Origin of the sequence: Dyella sp. (assembly GCF_035508675.1) — a bacterium.
In the GTDB taxonomy this organism is placed as follows: domain Bacteria; phylum Pseudomonadota; class Gammaproteobacteria; order Xanthomonadales; family Rhodanobacteraceae; genus Dyella_B.
In genome coordinates this window covers 1-19184 of record NZ_DATJMN010000364.1, presented here as the reverse complement: position 1 = coordinate 19184, position 19184 = coordinate 1, and the positions used below count along the sequence as shown (strand labels likewise).

At 62.0% G+C, this 19184-nt stretch carries 9 protein-coding genes and 1 pseudogene; 1 reads left to right on the top strand and 9 read right to left on the bottom strand.

Annotated elements, in window-relative coordinates; translation table 11 throughout:
• Nucleotides 1-195: 195 nt before the first annotated feature.
• The 8 genes from VMA74_RS19420 to VMA74_RS19385 form a co-directional block, all read right to left on the bottom strand.
• Nucleotides 196-3294 (bottom strand): TonB-dependent receptor, encoded by a 3099-nt coding sequence (locus tag VMA74_RS19420; RefSeq protein ID WP_325370004.1) that lies wholly within the window; start codon nt 3292-3294, stop codon nt 196-198.
• A gap of 616 nt (nt 3295-3910) precedes the next feature.
• Nucleotides 3911-6367 carry a GH92 family glycosyl hydrolase gene (locus tag VMA74_RS19415; RefSeq protein WP_325370002.1) on the bottom strand — a complete coding sequence of 819 codons (2457 nt, stop codon included), beginning with the start codon at nt 6365-6367 and terminating at the stop codon, nt 3911-3913.
• A 380-nt stretch (nt 6368-6747) separates the two neighbouring features.
• Nucleotides 6748-7338 (bottom strand): hypothetical protein, encoded by a 591-nt coding sequence (locus VMA74_RS19410; protein ID WP_325370000.1) that lies wholly within the window; start codon nt 7336-7338, stop codon nt 6748-6750.
• Nucleotides 7339-7549: 211 nt separating this feature from the next.
• Nucleotides 7550-9223 carry a putative bifunctional diguanylate cyclase/phosphodiesterase gene (locus tag VMA74_RS19405; protein ID WP_325369999.1) on the bottom strand — a complete coding sequence of 558 codons (1674 nt, stop codon included), beginning with the start codon at nt 9221-9223 and terminating at the stop codon, nt 7550-7552.
• Nucleotides 9220-9615 carry a response regulator gene (locus tag VMA74_RS19400; protein WP_325369997.1) on the bottom strand — a complete coding sequence of 132 codons (396 nt, stop codon included), beginning with the start codon at nt 9613-9615 and terminating at the stop codon, nt 9220-9222. The genes VMA74_RS19405 and VMA74_RS19400 overlap by 4 nt, the downstream gene beginning before the upstream one ends.
• Entirely contained in the window at nt 9612-11756 is a 2145-nt protein-coding gene (locus VMA74_RS19395) for a response regulator (protein ID WP_325369995.1), read from the bottom strand. The genes VMA74_RS19400 and VMA74_RS19395 overlap by 4 nt, the downstream gene beginning before the upstream one ends.
• 419 nt (nt 11757-12175) lie before the next feature.
• Nucleotides 12176-13618, bottom strand: coding sequence for a glycoside hydrolase family 125 protein (locus tag VMA74_RS19390; RefSeq protein WP_325369993.1), 1443 nt, complete (start codon nt 13616-13618; stop codon nt 12176-12178).
• 238 nt (nt 13619-13856) lie between these two features.
• On the bottom strand, nt 13857-16526 hold the full coding sequence (locus VMA74_RS19385; RefSeq protein ID WP_325369991.1) for a beta-mannosidase: 2670 nt from the start codon (nt 16524-16526) through the stop codon (nt 13857-13859).
• A 408-nt stretch (nt 16527-16934) separates the two neighbouring features.
• Here VMA74_RS19385 and VMA74_RS19380 point away from each other — a divergent pair, with 408 nt between their 5' ends.
• On the top strand, nt 16935-18554 hold the full coding sequence (locus VMA74_RS19380; protein ID WP_325369989.1) for a PAS domain-containing protein: 1620 nt from the start codon (nt 16935-16937) through the stop codon (nt 18552-18554).
• A gap of 127 nt (nt 18555-18681) precedes the next feature.
• Here VMA74_RS19380 and VMA74_RS19375 read toward each other — a convergent pair.
• Nucleotides 18682-19184, bottom strand: a pseudogene (locus tag VMA74_RS19375) (hypothetical protein); the annotation flags it as partial.

Sequence of the window (19184 nt, the reverse complement as noted above, 5' to 3'; positions counted from 1 at the left end):
CGTGGCTATCGCGTATTTCCTGTTATCAAAGTCGTGGTGACAGTCGGCTGCGTGCTAAAGCACATGCAACCCCACTCCAACCCTCCCCTACTGTCGCAGGGGAGGGAGCGGATCGCCGCCAACCTACGCAAGCTTCCTGCGAGGCTCGCCATGCAAAGGCCCTCCCCGCCAACAGCAGGGAGGGCACAAGCACCGTCAGAAGTCATACTCCGCATTCAATTGCAGATACCGCGGCGCCTGATAACCGGTCGCCGTCAGATACGTCGTGCTGGTATACAGCGACGCTCCGCTGTTGGCATTCTGGTCCTCGTTCACCGTCAGCACCGTGTGCTTGTTGAACACGTTGAACACCGTGGCGCGCAGGGTCAGGCCCTTCAGCCAACGCGGATGGTAGGAGCCGCTAAGATCGAGCTGCCACAGCGTCGGCGTGGTGCCGGCCGAACCGCGCGCCACATACTGGCCAACCCCATCGATGTAGCAATACAGGTACGGCGAGCCGCCGGTGGAACCGTAGCCGCCGATTTCCGCATCGATCGGTGCATCGCCGTAGCAGTTCTCGGGACGTCCGGTCTGGCCGATCAGGTTGGCGCCGACCTGCCACTGATCCGTAATGCGCCAAGCGCCGTAAGCCTTCAGCGTGTGGCGATGATCGTTGGTCTGGTTGCCATTGTTGCCGAGCATGATCTCCGGATAGTCGAACAGCTCGGAGGTGCCGGTATCGGCCTGGCCGATGTTGGAATCCACCAGTCCCTCGGTATTGCCGTACGAACGCGCCAGCGTGTACGACACATTGAGGTAGAACTTGTTGTTGAAATTGCGCTCGGCGGTCAGTTCCATTGCATAGTAATTGCGCTTGTACGCCGGCTCGCCGATGTCGTTGCCGCTCAGCACCACCTTGTACAGCTTGTTCGGGTTGTTCGGATCCAGCGGCAGATACAGCGTGGCACCACTGCCCGGGTTGTTGATGAAGCAGCCGTTGAGGGTGGAAGCGACCGCGTCGCCACTGTTCAACACCGGGCTCAGCGATGTGGTGGAGTAATCAAAGCCGTAGACCGAGTCGGCATACTTGGCGATCGGACGGAAATCGCATTCGTCATCCAGGCCGGTAAGCACGTGGCGCACGATGCCCTTCACGCCCAGGGTCCAGTCGTTCCACTGCTGCTGTGCGCCGAGGATGAACTCGCGCTGCTTGAATGGTTTCAGGCCCTGTGGCGTATATGAAGAGGCCGCCGGCGCCACGCCGCTTTCGGCATTGGCATAGCCCACCGGGCTGGTCGCGGTCAAACCGAGCGGTGCGCCCGTGGTCGGGTCCACGCTCGTATAGGTGAAGGTCTGGTAGCTGTAGAGGGAGGCGGCGGCGCCGCGAATGGCCACGCCGGCATCGATCGGCAGCGAATAATCACCCGCGCTGCCGTAGATTTTCAGCGTGGAATCGCCATGCACGTCCCAGGCGAAGCCAAGGCGCGGCTGCAGGTTGTGATCCTGCCGCACGAACGTCTGGCCGAGCGCATTCTTGTTGTTGAACTGGTCGTTGCGCACGCCGATGCGCGCCAGGAAGTTATCCGTGACGTGCCAGTTGTCCTGCAGGTACTCGGCGCGCTGCGTCATGCTGACTTTGGCGCCAGTGTTGTAGACCACCTTCTCGACGTAGTTCTCGTCCGCCGCGGCGCCGGAGCTGGAGCTGTCCGGCAGGTATTCCCACAAGGCGCCCCCTTCGTACGCCTGGCCGTACATCGAGGTGGTGACGTCGCGCGACCAGCCGGCGGTGATGTCGTGATCGCCGAGCTTCCATTCCAGGTCCAGGCGGAACGACTTGCGGCTGTCCTGGCTGTCGTAGGCGGTAAGAAAGCTGCCCGGTACGAAGTTGCAGTGGCTGTACGGCGAGACCGTGCCTGCCAGCACCGGATTGCGGTCATCGATGATCACCGGACAACCGGAGGCCTCGTTGGTGATCACGCCATCGTAGCTTTCCACCGTACCATCTGCGGCCACCGCACTGTTGTAACGCTTGTTCTTGTTTTCGCCGTATTGCGCGGTCAGCGTGAAATCATCGGTGATGTAGCTGGTGTACTTCAGGATGTTGTTCTGGCCGCCGTACTTGGTGGTCACCGTGCCCTGGTAATCATAGTGATACGGCGTGTTGTCGGCGGTGAAGCCCGAGTTGTAGACATTCGTGCTGTAGTTGCGCGTATCGTTGAAGCCGGTGTATTCGAGAATGTTGCTGTCGTTGATGTTCCAGTCCAGCTTCAGCAACCAATACGGATCTTTCTCGGTCTGCTGCTGGTAGCCGCCACTGCCTGCTTGCGTGATCGGGTTGTAGTAATCCGAATCCGTCTTGGTCTGGCTGACCAGGGCGAACACGAACAGCTTGTCCTTGATCAACGGACCACCGACCCATGCATTCCAGCGCGAGGTGAAGTCGATCGGGTTCCAACTGCTGTTATTGCCGATCGACGCGTTCTTGTTGCCGCGCGCCGAATACGACATGTTGCCGTTGTTCAAATAAACGTTGGGCTCGCTGGCCATCGTCTCGGCGGGATTCCAGGTGATGTCCACGCCGCCTTTCCATTCGTTGGTGCCGCGCTTGGTGTTCACCGAAATCACGCCGCCGGTCGCGTTGCCGTATTCCGCGCCGTAGCCGCCATCCTGCACCGATTCCTGGTCGATCGCTTCGAACGGCACCTGCGAGAAGCTCAGCGAATCGAACTGATTGGTGACGTTGAAGCCGTTCACGTAGTACGCGTTTTCGGCCACGGACGAACCGCCGAACGAGGCGAGGTTGCCGAAATAGGCATCGCCCTTCACCGCGCCCGGTGTCAGCAGCGCCACCGCCGTCACGTTTTTCTCGATCGGCAGCGCCTTCATCTGCTCGGCGGTGATCACCGTATTGGTCTGCACCGATGACACGTCGATCGCCGCCATCGCATTGGCGGTGACGCTGATCGTGCTGAGGTTCCTGGCCGCAGCCGCGGTGGCCAGGTTCACGTTGGCGCCCTGGCCGGCCAACACGGTCACTTCCTGATTGCCGGTTTTGCCATTCTCCAGCAGATTCACCTGGTATTTGCCGGGCAGCAGCGAGTTGAACTGGTAACGGCCATCCCTGCCCACGATCGTCGTGCGCGTGGTGCCGCTGCCTTCGTTGATCACCGATACCTGCGCACCCGGATCGGCGGTGCCGTAGATGGAACCCGACGTGCTTTGCGCCAGCACGGCGCCGCTCCCCATACCGAAGGCGAGCGTGACCGCCCAGGCAATCTTCTTGTACTGAAGATTTTTGTTTTCGTGACGATGCATTGGTTTCTCCCCAACAAAGAGCAATAACGGTCCACGCCGGGCAAAGCCCAGCGGGAGGTGCAGAAAAACGGTTCGGCGATGCGAATGCTTTTTTCACATTACCGCGCGCCATGACGTGCGGCGCTCACGCTTTACATGTTTGGCCTGCGATCACAAATTGTTGGCCCGCATCGACAATAGGCATGCCATCGCGCGTTGCAGTCGCGTGGCGAATACAGAAAAGAATGAAGCCCCGGCAACCGGGGACAGGTTGCCGGGGCTTCAAGGGACTATTTCCTCTTTCGGGAGGGAGTGCAGGAAACAGCCCCGATGATGACATGCTGGGATCACGTCACCGTGCATCGCCCCACACGCGATGCAGGAACTTGGTGTGTTTGACGGACGCGAAGTTCGCCCCCGAAAGCGCATTCGCTTGTCGATGGCCCCAAACATCAAGCAACTGGCCTGCGCAGACAATTGGACGTCCAAATGTCTTAGATCCAAGTCTGCAAAGATTCGCCGGGGCGACGGATCAAGGAATGCATGAAATTTTCTTCAGATGCGGGGCATCAAGAAAAAAGCCCGATGCGACCGCGAATCGCACCGGGCTCGTCACATCAAACCTGCCTAACCGCGATCAGGCAGCATCGATCGCCACCACCTCGCTCGCCGCCATGCCAAACGCCGGCGGCCGATCTTCCAGCTTCGCGCCGAACGCCATGTTCGGCGTATCCGACATGTGGAATTCCAGCACGCCGCCCGCCGTCAGCTCCGCATAGCTGATCCAGCTTTTCGTCCAAGGCTTGCCGTTCCAGGTCACCGACTGGATGTATGGACGATCCGATCCGTTGTTGAACGTGCGAATCACCAGCTTGCGATCGCCACCCAGCTTGATCTCGGCGTAATCCAGCACCGGACTGCCGAACACATAGTTCGTGCTCACCGGATCGACCGCATACAAGCCCAGCGCGCTCAGGATGTACCACGCGCTCATCTGGCCGCAGTCTTCGTTGCCGGCAAGGCCATCCGGATCGGGCGGATACATGGTTTCCGTCAGCATGCGCACGCGCGACTGCGTCTTGTAGTGCGAGCCGGTGTACGCATACAGATAAGCCATGTGATGGCTGGGCTCGTTGCCGTGCGCGTATTGGCCCACCATGCCGGCAATATCCGGCGGCGCATCCGGCGGCAGCTTGGAGCTGGTGGTGAACAATTCGTCCAGCTTGCGCTCGAACACGTCTGGGCCGCCGAACAGGCCCATGTACGCGTACAGGTCGTGCTGGTTGAGAAAGGTGGCCTGCCAGGCGTTCGATTCGGTGAAATCGCGCCATTCCTTCGAATGACCCATGCCGCGCGGATCGAACGGCTCCAGCCATTCGCCATTCTCGCCGCGCGGGCGCATGAAGTTGAGCTTGGTGTCGAACACGTGGCGATAGTTGCGCGAGCGCTGGCGCAGTGCCTCGGCAAGCTGCTTTTCGCCGGCGGCATCGGCCATGTGCGATACCGCCCAGTCGTCGTAGGCGTATTCCAGCGTCTTGCTGACTGCTTCCGGTTCCTTATCGCTGGGGATGTAGCCGAGCTTGCGGTAGTAGGGCAGGCCGCGGTAGTCATCTTCCATCGCACGCTTGCGATAGATCGGCCACGCCCGTGCGTAATCGATGCCGGTGAAGCCTTTCGCCTGCGCTTCGGCCAGCACTACGGCCGAGTGATAGCCGATCATGCAGCCCGTTTCCACGCCCTGCAGCGGCCACACCGCGGGGCCTTGCGGGCTTTCTTCCGCCATGCGCACCAGGCAATTGAGGAAATCCGGCACGCGCTCGGGCTGGTACAGCGTGTAGAGCGGATGCAGCGCGCGGTACGTATCCCACAGCGAATACGTGCTGTAGTTGTTCTGCCCCTGCGGCAGTTGATGGATGGCCAGGTCCATGCCGCGATAGCGCCCATCCACGTCGCTGAACAACGTCGGCGCCAGCATGGTGTGATACAGCGAGCTGTAGAACACGCGCAGCGTGCGTTCCGACGACGCTTCCACGCGGATGCGGCTCAGCTCCTGCTCCCACGCATCGGCCGCCGCCTGTGCTACCTGGTCGAATTCCCACGCGGGCACTTCCGTATCCAGGTTGCGCAACGCACCCTCGATGTCCACGCCGGAAATGCCGACTTTCACCAGCACCGGTTCCTTGGCCACATCATCGATATGCAACGCCGCCTTCAGGTGCGTGCCCTTGATCTCGCCGGTGCCGCTGGGAGCGGCCACGTCTTCCGAATAGAGCGTGGCTTGCGAAAACGGCCGCGACACTTTCATTGCGAAGTGGATGTAGCGTCCATCCGCCCACTGATGTACGCGACGGCTGCCGACCAGCGTGTCGTTGCCGACCAGCTTGAGCTGCGCATCGGTCACCTTGCAGGGCACTTTGTAATCGTCGTGGAAACCGTGCGCCCAATCCACCAGCAGATGCCCGCTGCCGGTGCCGTGGAAGGTGTAGCGATGCAAGCCCGCACGCATGGTCGCGGTCAGTTCCGCGCGGATATCGTGGTCGGTCAGATGCACGCTGTAATAGCCAGGCCGCGCGTGCTCCGAGGTAAAGCGCGAGCGATAACCATGTCCCGGATGCGCCTTGCTATGTTCCGTCAGCTGCGGCCCGCTGCCGGCGGCGCCATCGAAGCGCGAGTGATAGTTCACGTCGGGCAAGCCACGTGCGCCCGGCTGCAACAACACCTCGCCTTGCGCGGGCATGACCAGCACGTCGAGCATGTCCGCCGCACCGGTTCCGCTCAAGTGCGTGTGCGAGAAGCCCATGATCGACCCGTCGCCCTGGTGGTAACCGGACGACGCATCCCAGCCGGCGTCGTTCGTATCGGGGCTCAGCTGCACCATGCCGAACGGCATCGACGCGCCGGGATACGTATGCCCATGCCCGCCAGTGCCGACGAATACATCGACATATCGCGACACACCACCGGTTTTCGCGGTGGTACCCGTCGCGCGCGTGGCCGCAGCCGTACCCTGCGCCAATCGCGCCAGCGCAGGCAACGGACCACCCAGGGCCGCCACCGCCCCCAAGCTCTGCAGGAACCTTCGACGTGACACCATGCTGCTACTCCCCGTTTTCTCGTTGTCGTGGAAGCGAAGGCGTCAGCGCAAAGCTTGCGGGGTAACGGCCCCGATCGCGTGCAAAACGCACTCACTTTTATATGCCAAGCACTTGGCCGCTCAGGCCAAAGCTACCGAACGACTGTAAACGAAAAATTTGCCTCGATCCAAATTTTTCTTTGTCGAGATTAATTGACTGATATAAAAGGATTTTCTCGATATTTTGCGGCAATGCAAAATAACTTCTGTGCGGCTGTCTGCCGCAGGAGCGGCTTTCCTATTCATGGCGCGCTACGAACAAACCCGTCAGGGATGCGATTCCGTTTTGCCGTGCGGCTATGGTTTGGCCGCCTCACCGGAGCCCCCGATGACGTGCGCCATCAAGCCACCGTGTCGACAAATACGCCACGTAAGCCGGTAACGCCGCTCTCGCTAAGGTTGCGCGCCAGCGTGTTCAGGAACGATGGCAAACTTGGAATGGCGTTGCTTGAAGTGCCGGTAGCTATGCCGGATGAAGACCCAAGCGACGTCCAGAGACTTTGAAACACCGTTGCCAGGCCGCTGGCCTCACCGGAGGTTGCTGGCGCATGGCTCGAACTGGCGCTCAGCGCCTGAGCCAGGCCCGAGAATGCCGGCGTCGTGTTCCTATATTGTTGAATCTGTTGCGCTGCCCGCGGTTGCGGCGGATCGAGCGCGAGCGACGTACCGTTCGTTGTGGCGGTGCCATCCCGGATATCAGGGATCAGCCCAAGTTGCGTCAACGCCGCCGCAATAGCCGAAGCCAACGGTTCCGCGGCTGTGGCAGGAGTGGCCGTCGAGACGGCGGGCGCCGATGATGGCGGCGTTTTGTAGTGGCCGTGGCGGCTTGCAGCCAGGCCATTCACCCATGGTGACGGCGTACTGCTGATGCTTGGCATACTCATAACAGGCAGCACCTTATAAACAGCGAGCGTCCAGCACGCGCCGACCATGGCCGGTTGCAACGCCAGCAGGCTGGTACTTCCAGCCTTCCGCGGCAGCAGAAAAGGCTGCTAGCCTGCGCCCCCCAGGATGCCAGGAGTACCGCCGCGTGTCACTTCTGTGCTGGTAGTGGGCTTGGCTTATCCATCGAGTGTACCCGGGCGCATCGTAAGCGCTTGGCGGCACGGCGGCTCCATGTCGTGCTGTGGCACTGACGCGGCATCAATGCAGATGCGTCAAAAAATCCAGCTCCGGCCGCGGTTGCCCGAGCAGGAACCCCTGCACGAATGAACAGCCGAGTTCGCGCAGCACGGCTAGTTGGCCATCGTTTTCCACGCCTTCTACGATCACCGTCAAGCCGAGCGAGCGGGCCATGCCGATCATGGATTCGAGCAACCGGCGCGTCTGTGCGTCCACATCGATGCCGCTGACGAAACTGCGATCGATCTTCATGGTGTCGCAGGGCAGCAAGCTCACGTGGCTCAACGATGAAAAGCCGGTACCGAAATCGTCCAGCGCGACGTGGATGCCGAGTGTACGCAACGACTGCAAGGTGGCGCTGCACGAGAGCATGTCCGAGACATACAGGCGCTCGGTCAATTCGATAGCCAGATGACGGCGCACCGATTCCGGCAGGCCGGTGGTGAGGATATCCATCAGCCGGCCGGACGCAAGGCTGCGCGCGGTGACGTTCACATGCAGACGAAAAGTGGGCGGCAGGCCTGGGCTCCAGGTCTCGAGACTGGCAATGGCATGTTCCATCACCCACACATCGATACGGCTCATCAACGGCGTGTGCTCGACCGCCGCCAGGAAATCGCCGGGGACGAGCACACCGTGTTGCGGATGATTCCAGCGCAACAGGGCTTCGGCGCCGACCGGGCGAGGGTCATTCTGCACCGCGAAAATCGGCTGGAAATACAGTTCCAGCTCCCCGCGCTGCAGCCCTTCTTCCAGTTCCTGGTGAATGACCAGTGCCGTGCGGGTACGGGTGCGCAGCGCCGGGTCGGCCAGCGTCACGCGCTCATCGCCCAAGGGATCGGTACGGGCCGCTTCATTCATCGCCAGCCGCAACAGTTCAGCCGCCTCGACGCATGCCTCGTCGGTGGCGGGCCACACGGCAATGCTGGCGGTCAGGGCATGCATCGAACTGAGTGCTGGCGACGATGCAGTGTGGGTGATGCCCAGCACCGCTTGGACCTTCAAGATCAATTGCTGGTCGACCTGCGCGTCGGGTACCAGCCAGCCCAGCATGCCTTCGGCGATGCGCGCAACGGTGTCGACCTGTTCCCACTGGGCCTGCACGTGCGCGGCCAGCGTGCGCAAAAAGGCGGCGGCGTGATGCTCGTCGGTGCCGAGCGCGATGTTGGCATGGTTGTTACAGGCTACCGCGACCAGCGCCAGCGGTCGGCCGGAGGCGATCAGGCGCTCGGTGCGTTCCACCAGCGCGGTGCGATTGGGCAGTTCGGTCTGCGCGTCGAAGTGCGACAGGAAAGCATGTTCGACGGCACGCAAGCGGCGCCGCTCCAGCACGGCGGTAATGCGTGCGCGCAACAACGGCATCAGCACCGGCTTGGCCAGGTAATCCTCCGCGCCCAGCTCGATACATTGCGCGGCCATCTCCAAGGTCTCGTGGGCGGAGATCATCAGCACGGAGATGCCGCGCAGCTGTTCGTCCTCGCGCATGGCGCGCAACACCGTGACACCGTCGGAACCGGGCATCATCACGTCCAGCAGCATGATGTCGGGCGGCTGGCGCAGCGCTTCGGCCAGCCCGGTCTCGCCGTCGCGCGCCTCGGCCACATGCTGAAAACCCAGCTGCTTGAGCCGTTTGCGCAGCATGAATCGGCTGTTTTCGTCATCGTCCACGATCAGTATTCGAGCGTCCGGGCTCACGATGCGCTGTCCTCCAAGTCTGGATTATCGTGCTGAATGACGCGCTGCAAGGCATCGAGCAGCTTCGGAAAATCGATCGGCTTGGGCACGAAGGCATTCGCACCCGCCTGCATGGCGCGCAGGATGTCGTCCTCCATCACATGCGCCGAGAGAACGATCACCGGCACGTCGTTGGTGAGCGCATTGGCGCGCAGCTTTTGCAACACTTCCAGGCCGTTGATGCCGGGCAGGTTGATATCCAGCAGCACGGCGTCGGGACGCTTCCAGACCGCCGCGATCAGCGCCTTTTCGCCATCCTCGACGTGACGGATCTGGATGCCGTGCCGCTGCAGCCGGCGGCCGAGCATGAAGGCATTGTCTTCGTCGTCCTCGACGTAGAGCACGGTGGTCATGTGGCTGCCCTCGCCTCGCTGCCGCTCGTCGGTATCTGCAAGCGGTCCAGCAGGCGATGCACGTGATAGACCACGTCGGCATGATCGGTCTCGCCCTTGCGGACCAGCAGCACGGCGCGTTCATACAAATTCCGCGTCACTTCCGGCGAAATATCCGCCGCCGTCACCAGCATGATCGGCACTGGCGCCAATAGCGGATCGGTGCGCATTGCCTCGATCACCGCCAGGCCGTCCATGCCGGGCATGACCATGTCCAACAGCAGCAGATCGGGTCGGCGGTTGCGCATGATCGCCAGGGCGTGCTCGCCGTTGGGTGCGGTGTCCACCTGATGGCCTTCCTGGCGCAGCACGTTGGCGATCGAGTCGCGGTAGAAATCGTCGTCGTCCACCACCAGCAGCGAGCTGTTCTTGCCGCTGCCGACGAAGCGTTGCACCAGATGGCCCAGATGATCGCGGTCGAACGGCTTGGTGAGGTGCTCCACCACGCCAAGCACGCCGGTGCGCTGATCCGGATCGGTGACCGTGCAAAGAATGACCGGCAACTCGGCGTGCTCGGGATCGGCGCGGATGGCGGCGAGCACGTCCCATCCGGTCATGTCGCCCAGCAGGATGTCCAGCACCATCACCGCCGGCCGCAACGAACGCGTGAGGGCCAGCGCCTGTTCGCCGGACGATGCGCTGACCACGTTGATGCCGTCGCGCTCCAGTGCATTGCGGACCAGCTCGCAGGCGTCCTCGTCGTCGTCCACCACCAGCACCACCTGGTTGCGTCCGTGCATCGGCTGGACTTCGTTGGCCGGCAGGAAAGGGCGCGCTTCGGCGTTGCTGACGTCGCCGACCGGCAAGGTCACGGTAAACACGCTGCCGGATTGAATATCGCTGGTTACGCCGATATTGCCATCCATCAGGCCCAGCAATTGCCGCGAGATGGTCAGGCCAAGGCCAGAGCCGCCGAAGCGGCGCGCGATGGAACGGTCGGCTTGCTCGAACGGTTCGAAAATGCGCTGCAATTGGTCCGGCGTCATGCCGATGCCGGTATCGGCCACGACAATCTGCAAGTGTTCCGCCTGGCAGGAAAGCGCCACCTTCACCTCGCCGTTGCGGGTGAACTTGATGGCGTTGCCGATGAGGTTGAGGATCACCTGGCGCAGCCGCGTGACGTCGATGCAGGCCAGATCCACGCCGGGCGCTACTTCCAGCAGCAGCTTGTTGCCATTGGCCCTGGCCAGCGGTTGCATCGAATGGATGATGCTTTCGAGCAAGGTCTGCACGTGGACCACTTCGGTGTGCAGTTCGATGCGTCCGGATTCGATGCGGGAAATATCCAGGATGTCGTTGATCAGCGAGAGCAGATGCCGGCCGGCGTTGACCACGCGCTGCATGATCTCGGCGGTTTCACGATCCTCGCGTTCCTCGGCCTGTTCGAAGGTCAGCTCGCTCAGGCCAATGATGCTGTTGAGCGGCGTGCGCAGCTCGTGGCTCATGTTGGCGAGGAACAGCGACTTGGCGCGGTTGGCCGAATCGGCCTCCATCTTGGCGATGCGCAGCTCCTGCTCGGTGTGCATGCGCTGCGTGATGTCCATCGAGATCACGCCCACGCCGGCGACGGCACCGTGCTCGTCGGTCACCGGGAAGCGCCGCGTGAGCAAGGCGTAGGAACCGCCAAGATAGTTGAGGCGCTCCTCATAGGCCGTCACGCCCTGTCCATCGAGCACTTCGTGATCGTGCGTACGTATCAGCTCCGCCGTCTCCGGCGTGGCCACCACGTCCACTGTCTTGCCCACCAAGTCCTTGGCCGGCCGCCCCATCAGGCCGGCGGCCATGTCGTTGATGCGCAGGATATGGCCGTCCTTGTCCTTCACCTTCATCGCCACGTTGGAGTGCTGGAAGAAGTCATCCAGCAAACGCACGTTGGCGCCCATTTCCTTGCGCATGGCAAGAAAGCGCCGGTAAAGCAGCACCAGCCACGTGCCCATCACCACCAGCAACAGCACCAGCGTGCCGATCAGGTAGTCGCTGTCCGCCGGGTCGATCTGCGCGGCTGCGCCGGCCGCGGAAGACTGCGCAAACAAGGGCAGGGCAACGAACAGGAGCACGGCTCCCACGAACTTGGCCGCATCGGCCGGAGTAGGTCGCTTCATCAGGCTTGATCCCCTCTTTACCCGCACGGTGATGTCCCTCTACGCGGGATGGCGCAGCAACGCCAGCCGGAGAGGATGTTATCCCTTATCGGGAGCGATGTAGGGGCGTTGTGAATGCTCATGGGCGCCTGGCAGCTTTTTGCATCGATCTGATAGCGATCACGTGAAGACCGCGTGAAGACGTCGCACCCTTGTCGCGTCATAGGCCGGGCTGAAATCCCAACATCGGGGACCTACCCGCCGTTGGGATGCTCATCACAGCCTTGGCAAGCTGGTGCGACGGGCTGTTGCCATCCTCTGCTTGCAGACGAAAGCCGGCGTGAAGTACGCGAGTGAAGCGCGCGTCCCGCGCGCGCCGTCATCGTCGTGTATCTCCCGATGTTGGGGCTCGGCTATGCCTCACCCAATTTGCGCGCTATTCAAAGCTCGCTGCGCAGCAGGGCGGGATACCTCTGCTGCATATCGATGATCAACTCGCCAAACAAGGTATTTGCCCACGCGAACCAGCTACGCGTGAACGTCGCAGGATCGTCCTGATCGAACGACTCATGCATGAAGCCGCTGCCCGCATCGGTATCGCGCAACCATGTCAAGCATTGGCGAACTTCCGCCATGTCCAGGCTGGTCTGCGCGTACATCATGATCGACATCGGCCAGATCATGCGCAGGCCTTCGTGCGGACCACCAATGCCTTCGGCGGCCTTGCCGCGGAAGAAATACGGATTGTGGCTGCTCCACACCCGCTCACGCGTGCGGCGATACACCGGATCGTTGCGGTCGCAGCAGCCCAGGTAGGGCAGGCCGAGCAGGCTCGGGACATTGGCGTCGTCCATGAACAGCTGGTTGCCGAAGCCGTCGATTTCATACGCCCAGAACGCCTGGCCTTGCTCATCGTGCAGGTGGCCGTCCTTCTGCACGGCCTGTTCCACTTCGCTCGCCAGCGTCTCGCATTCCGCCGCAAACCTGGCATCGTTATGCAGGGCGCGGCTCATCTGCGCAAGCTGGCGCAGCGACAACACCGCAAACAGGTTGGACGGCACGGACAGTGGATACAGACAGGCATCGTCGGAGGGCCGGAACATGGAATGGATCATGCCGTTCGGCCGCGTGGGATTACCGTAGCCGCCGAGCATCAGCGTTTCGGTGGGTATCTTGGAGGTGCGCTGGAAATGATACGGGCCGTGGCCGTGCTTGCGTTGCTGCTCGCGGAAGGTCTTGAGCACCAGCTGCATGGCCGCGCGCCAGTCGTCGTCGAACGGCTCGGCATCGCCGCTGGCTTGCCAATAGCCATGGGCTAGGCGGATGGGATAGCACAAGGAATCCACTTCCCATTTGCGCTCGCCGACGCCGGGTTTCATGTCGGTATCGTCGTGCACCGACCAGTCCAGCGGCTTGGCGTGCGGATCGGGCATGAAGGCATTGGCGTACGGATCGATGCGGATGCAGCGCGCCTGGCGGCGGATCAGGCCGCGAAACAGACGCTGCAGCGCCTTGTCGTGTTTCGCCAGCGGCATGTAGGGCACGACTTGCGCGGAGGAATCGCGCAACCACATCGCATCGATGTCGCCGGTGATCACGAAGGTATCCGGCTTGCCGTCCAGCGTGCCGAGTTCCACCGTGGTATCGAGCGTATTCGGATAGCAATTCTCGAACATCCAGGCGAGCTTGGGATCGGCAATGGATGCCTTGACGCGGGCCAGCTGCTGTTCGACGGCATGGCTGAGGAATTTGCGCTTGGCCGGCGCAGGCCGTTTGCTGGTGTAGTTCGAAGCGTTGTTGGCCATGGCGGGCAGCGCGACGCCAGCCATGCCTGCGGCGGCGGCGGTGCTTATCAGCCTGAGAAAATCGCGGCGTGTGGACATGGCGTAGCGTTGTCTCCTTTGAAAGCGCCGTCATTCCGGCGTCGGGAAGCGTATTTACCGCGATGAGCTCCCTCCCCTGCGAAGTAGGGGAGGGTCGGGGTGGGGTCGCTTGGGCTTTAGCGTAGAGCCAAACGCCGCGGCAACTTCCACTAGCAAGTAGCACGTGGCGGGCTCCTGCTGCTCGCTACGCTCGCACCCCACCCTAACCCTCCCCTGCGAGCAGGGGAGGGGACACAGCTCATGGGGACTTCTGCATCACACCCGCCAGATCCTGCACCCGCAACGCGTGCCGCAACTTATCCAGCCCCGCCTTGCCATGCACCGTCAGCGTAATGCTTTGCCCCGGCAGCAGATCGAACGAGTTATCGGAAACATCGGCGTCCAGATCGCCGAATGAAACCCATATATCCCGCGCAAGCTTGTCGCTGGATACGGTCAACGCATAGCCATCGCCATCCGCCGCCAGCGAGGTGTGAATCTGCGGCGTCGGCAATGCCAGCGTCTTGGCCTCATCGAAGAACACCAGGTTCCTCGACACTACTTTGTCGCCATCCACCAGCTCGAACACCGCAAACGTCGCGTGCGGATCGGCGCCGTTGAGCAATTGCGCATCGGTATACGTAGCCACCTTGGTGCTGCTCAAGGGGGGCAGCTCGACAGACGTCTCATGTTGGCTCAACACCTTGCCCGAAAAATCCATCGTGCGCATGCGCCAATGCAGCGTGGTGGGCGCGGTGCTGTCGGAGACCAGCGACACCGTCGTCGTACCGTTATTGCGCAAGGCTGCAACCAGCAAGGGCGCATAGAATCGCCGCGCATGGAACTGCAACGCCTTCCAGCGCCCGAAATAATCGATGCTGGACCACGATGCCCCCGGCCACACGTCGTTGAGCTGCCAATACATGGAACCCATCGCCTGCGGCCGCGACGCACGCAGGTGCTCGGCAGCCAGTTGGATGCCCTCGGCCTGCATCACCTGGCTTAAATACACGAACGACTCGAAATCCTTCGGCTCGCCGTAGCTGCGCGTGATGTACAACAGCAGGCGCTTGTTGCCGTTGCCGCTGTCGAACTTCTGGTGCGCGCGCATCACCGGCGATTCCGGCTGCAGATCGCCCGCGTCGGCAAAGGCGCGGATGGTGCGCATCTCGGGGAACGATTGCAGGCCATATTCGGACTGGAAGCGCGGCGTGACATTGAGGTATTCCGTCACCGGCTTCGCCTCGCCGGACCACACGTTCCAGTAGTGATAATCGCCGTCGTACAGCACGTTCGCCGGGCCGTCGTAATCCGTGCTGGGCGAGCTGGCCCAGTACGGCACGCTGGGATCGTATTGCGTGACCACGTTGCGCAGCGTATTGCTGAACAGGTTGACCATGCCGATCACCAGTTTCTCGCGCTCATCGCCCGAGATGGCCTTTTTCAATGCCAGGCGGTCGCCCCATGAATCCCAGCCGGTCTGCACTTCGTTATTGCCGCACCAGAGCACGATGCTGGGGTGGTCGCGCAGGCGCTTCACCTGCTCGATCGCCTCTTGCCTGGTGTTGTCGACAAAGGCGACGTCGCTCGGCGGAATCGCGCCGCCGAACATGAAATCCTGCCACACCATCAGACCGAGCCGGTCGGTCATCTCGTAGAACGCATCGGGCATGTAATAGCCACCGCCCCAGATGCGCACGACATTCATGTTCGCGTCGCGCGCGGATTGCAGCACGCGTTCCATCTGCACATCGGTGGCGCGGGGCGGGAAACTGTCGAACGGGATCATGTCGGCGCCTTTGGCGAACACCGGAATGCCGTTGATCACGAAGGCGAAGCTCTTGCCCCAGGCATCCTTTTCGCGCCGCAGTTCGATGCTGCGCAGGCCGATCGCGCGCTGCACGCTGTACAGCTCATGGTCGCCATCGCGCATGCTGGCCTTGAACGTGTACATGTTCTGCGCACCGTAACCGGCCGGATACCAGCGCTTCGGATCGGCAATGCGCAGCGGCAGGCTTACCGTGTTGCTGCCAGGATCGACGGTGACGTCCTGCTCCACGTGCGCTGCGACTTGCCCATCCGGGCCGATCGCATCCACGCTCACGTGTACCGTCTTGCTGGCGTCGGCAAGTACGTCCCATTGCGCCGTGACGTGTGCCGCCTCGGCACCCACATAGTTCTGCTGCACATGGAAACCATCCACGCGCAAGGCATTCCAGCTGTCCAGATGCACCGGTTGCCAGATGCCTTCGGTGACGATGCGCGGGCCCCAGTCCCAGCCATATTGATAAGCCGCCTTGCGCACGTAATTGGCGGTCTGCTTGCCCTTGGGTTCGTCGCCAAAAGCGGAATCGAACTCGCCCGGCAGCGCATAGGGTTGCTTGAGCAGCCACGGCAGTACACGCTTGATCGGCGAATACAGCCGCACCTCCAGCGTATTGCTGCCTGCATGCAGGGTGGCTTTCACCGGCACGCGCCAGCGGCGGAACATGTTGTCCGCGGCGGCCAGTTTCTGTCCGTTGAGATAGACGTCGGCAAAGGTGTCCAAGCCGTCGAACACCAGCTCCACGTGATCGCGCGCGAGCGTGGCCTTGTCGACGGTAAAGGTGGTTTCGTACTGCCAGTCGCTCAGGCCGACCCATTGCACGCGCGCTTCGTTGTCGCGGTAGAACGGATCGGGCAGCAGCTTTGCCGCCATCAGATCGGTTTGCACCGTGCCGGGCACACTGGCGGTATGCCAGCGCGTGGCATCGTGATGCCTCGGCGCTTGCGCATCGCCTTGCAGCAGGCGAAAGCGCCAGCCGCTGTCGATGCTCTGCGAGGTGGTCTGTGCGGCGACGTGGCAGGCTGCCAGCGGCAACAGCAACAGCAGCACGAGTTTCGAGAAAGGCCGTGAGGCGCCCGCGGACAAGCGAATGGATTCAAGCATGCTGCTGAGCCGTGACTAGGATGTGGATACCCGCTGCGCCGCGCCGCAAGAGCAGCGCCGCGCACCCTGTTTAAATCGATCTATATCCGGCCACCCTAGCAGTTGTCCAGTGCGCCGCGCATGGCGCAGTGCAATAGCAAGAGGCATGCCGCCGGCCCACTGCCGCGTCGGCGCACCCATTCGCCGCAGCATCGCACTGTCGTGTCGGCCCACGTTGCAAAACCGTCACGGGAGGGTGAAGCAGGCGCCAATGCATGCGTCGACGTGGTGCAAAGTGAGCTGTTTCCATGCGTCGGTTTCACAGCAAGCTACAAATTTCGTCTAAACATCGTGGCGAAAAAGTCTGACGGCTCTTCACGCATTCGCGATGTTGGCGAGCGTACAACGAGGCACGAACAGGAGGCATCTATGAACTCGCACGCAGGTCTGAAGAGCGGCGTGGCAGGGATGGAGTTTTCCTCGAACAAGAAACGACCGCTCGACGCGGCGACGCTGGCCAAGGGCATCGAGGCCAGCAGCGTGGGCATCATCGTGACCGACGCGTCGCCGGAGCAGGCCATCGTCTACGCCAACGATGCGTTCGTGCACATGACCGGTTACGCGCGTGAAGAAGTGCTCGGGCGCAACTGCCGGTTCCTGCAAGGGGCCGATACCGACCGGGAAGCGGTGCGCGAGATTGCCGATGCCCTGCGGGAGCAGCGCGATGTATCGAGCGAGCTGCTCAACTATCGCAAGGACGGCAGCACGTTCTGGAACCTGCTGTACATCTGCCCGGTCCGCGACGAAAGCGGGCGAGTGGCGTACTACTTCGGCTATCAGCGCGACATCTCGCAACGCAAGGAAACCGAGGAAGCCTTGCAGCAGGCGATGCGGCTGGAGGCCCTCGGCAAGCTCACCGGCGGCGTCGCGCACGACTACAACAACCTGCTGCAAGTGATCCAGTCCGCGCTGGAAGTGATCGAGCTGAGCGTAGCGGCCAACGAGGACATCGCGCGGCGCACCGCACGCACGATCGACACCTGCCGCCACGCCATCGATCGCGCCAGCACGCTCACCAAGCAGCTGATGGTGTTTTCCAAGCGGCAAACCTTCGCCTCCCGGCCGCTCGATATCAACGAGGTGCTGCATCGGCTTAGCAGCGTGCTGACGCAAGCTTTGGGCGAACAGATCCAGGTAAGCCTGCACTTGCAGCCGACACCATGGCATTGCGCTGCCGATCCCGCACAGCTGGAGCCGATCATCGTCAACATCGCCATCAACGCGCGCGACGCGATGCGGGGCGCTGCGGACCAGCGCCTGGACATCAGCACGTTCAACCGCGAACTGGCCTACAAGGAAGCCGTGCTGCGCAGCGTGGAGCCGGGGCGTTACGTGGAAATCGTCCTGGCCGACAACGGCCCCGGCATTCCCCACGACATCGTCAACCGCGTGCTCGATCCGTTCTTCACCACCAAGACCGAAGGCAAGGGCGTGGGGCTGGGCTTGTCGGTGGCCTACGGCTTCGCGCGCCAATCCGGCGGCACCGTCTATGTGGAAAGCAAGGAGGGCAGCGGTGCCGCCGTCCACTTGCTGCTGCCCTATACCGAGGCGCCGTTGCGGGAAAATCAGGTTGAAACTCCCGCACCCGCCGCGCAGCCACGCATCCTGCTGGTGGAAGACCGCGTCGACGTCGCCACCACCACCCAGCAGATACTGGAATTGCTCGGTTATCAGGCCAGCGTTGCCAATGATGCGGAATCGGCACTGCAGATGCTCAAGCAGAACAGCTACGCGTTGCTGCTGTCTGACGTGGTGATGCCTGGGACGATGGATGGCATTGCACTGGCACGCCAGGCCACCGGGCAAGATCCCAGCCTCAAGGTACTGCTCGTCACCGGCTACGCGCAGCTCAACGAAGAGGAAAACCTGGAATTTCCCATACTCGCCAAACCGTATCGCCACGCGGACCTGGCGCGCAGGCTGCGGGAGTTGCTGTTTCAGCGATTGCCGGATGCGAATGGAGCCGCGATCAGCGAACAGCCAGCGTAGGCTGGGATGAAATCCCAGCATCACCTGCACACAAAAAGCTGGGATTTCATCCCAGCCTACGCAATCCCTCTCCTGCACGCATCGCAGCTTGGGCATGTATTCGACCAAGGTGCGATGGGCTGGTTGCTCAGTGCTCCCAATCGAGGTTGTCGGGCGACCCATCGGGATGTGCGAACCACACCACCCCGTTGTGATCATCGCGGCAGCCTTCGCCCTTGGAGAGTCCGGTGATCGTTCCGTTGTTGGAGGTCATTCCCGCGCGATAGCAGCTGCCGAAATTATCGCGGTAATCGCGTGAGGTCGAACTCATCGAGCGCGGATCGGGCTGCTGGTCGCCGCCTTTGCGCACGGAATAGAAATGGCTGTCCGCATGCGTGCTGAAGTAGCCGCGGCCAAATTGGTAATGATCGCCGTCGACCGCGCGCTCCTGCGCAACCGTCACGTTGGTGCGCCGATATTCAGTGTTCCATCCTCCTGCGTCGATGACGGTGGTGGCGATGCTGTAGATCATGTGCAGCGGATATTGAATGCTTGTGCGGTCCCAACTGATCAGCCGGTGTCTGATCTCGCGGCTGCTGGTCTGTTGCACGGAGTTGGTGAGCCAGATGTCCTGGTCGTACAGCTTGTCGT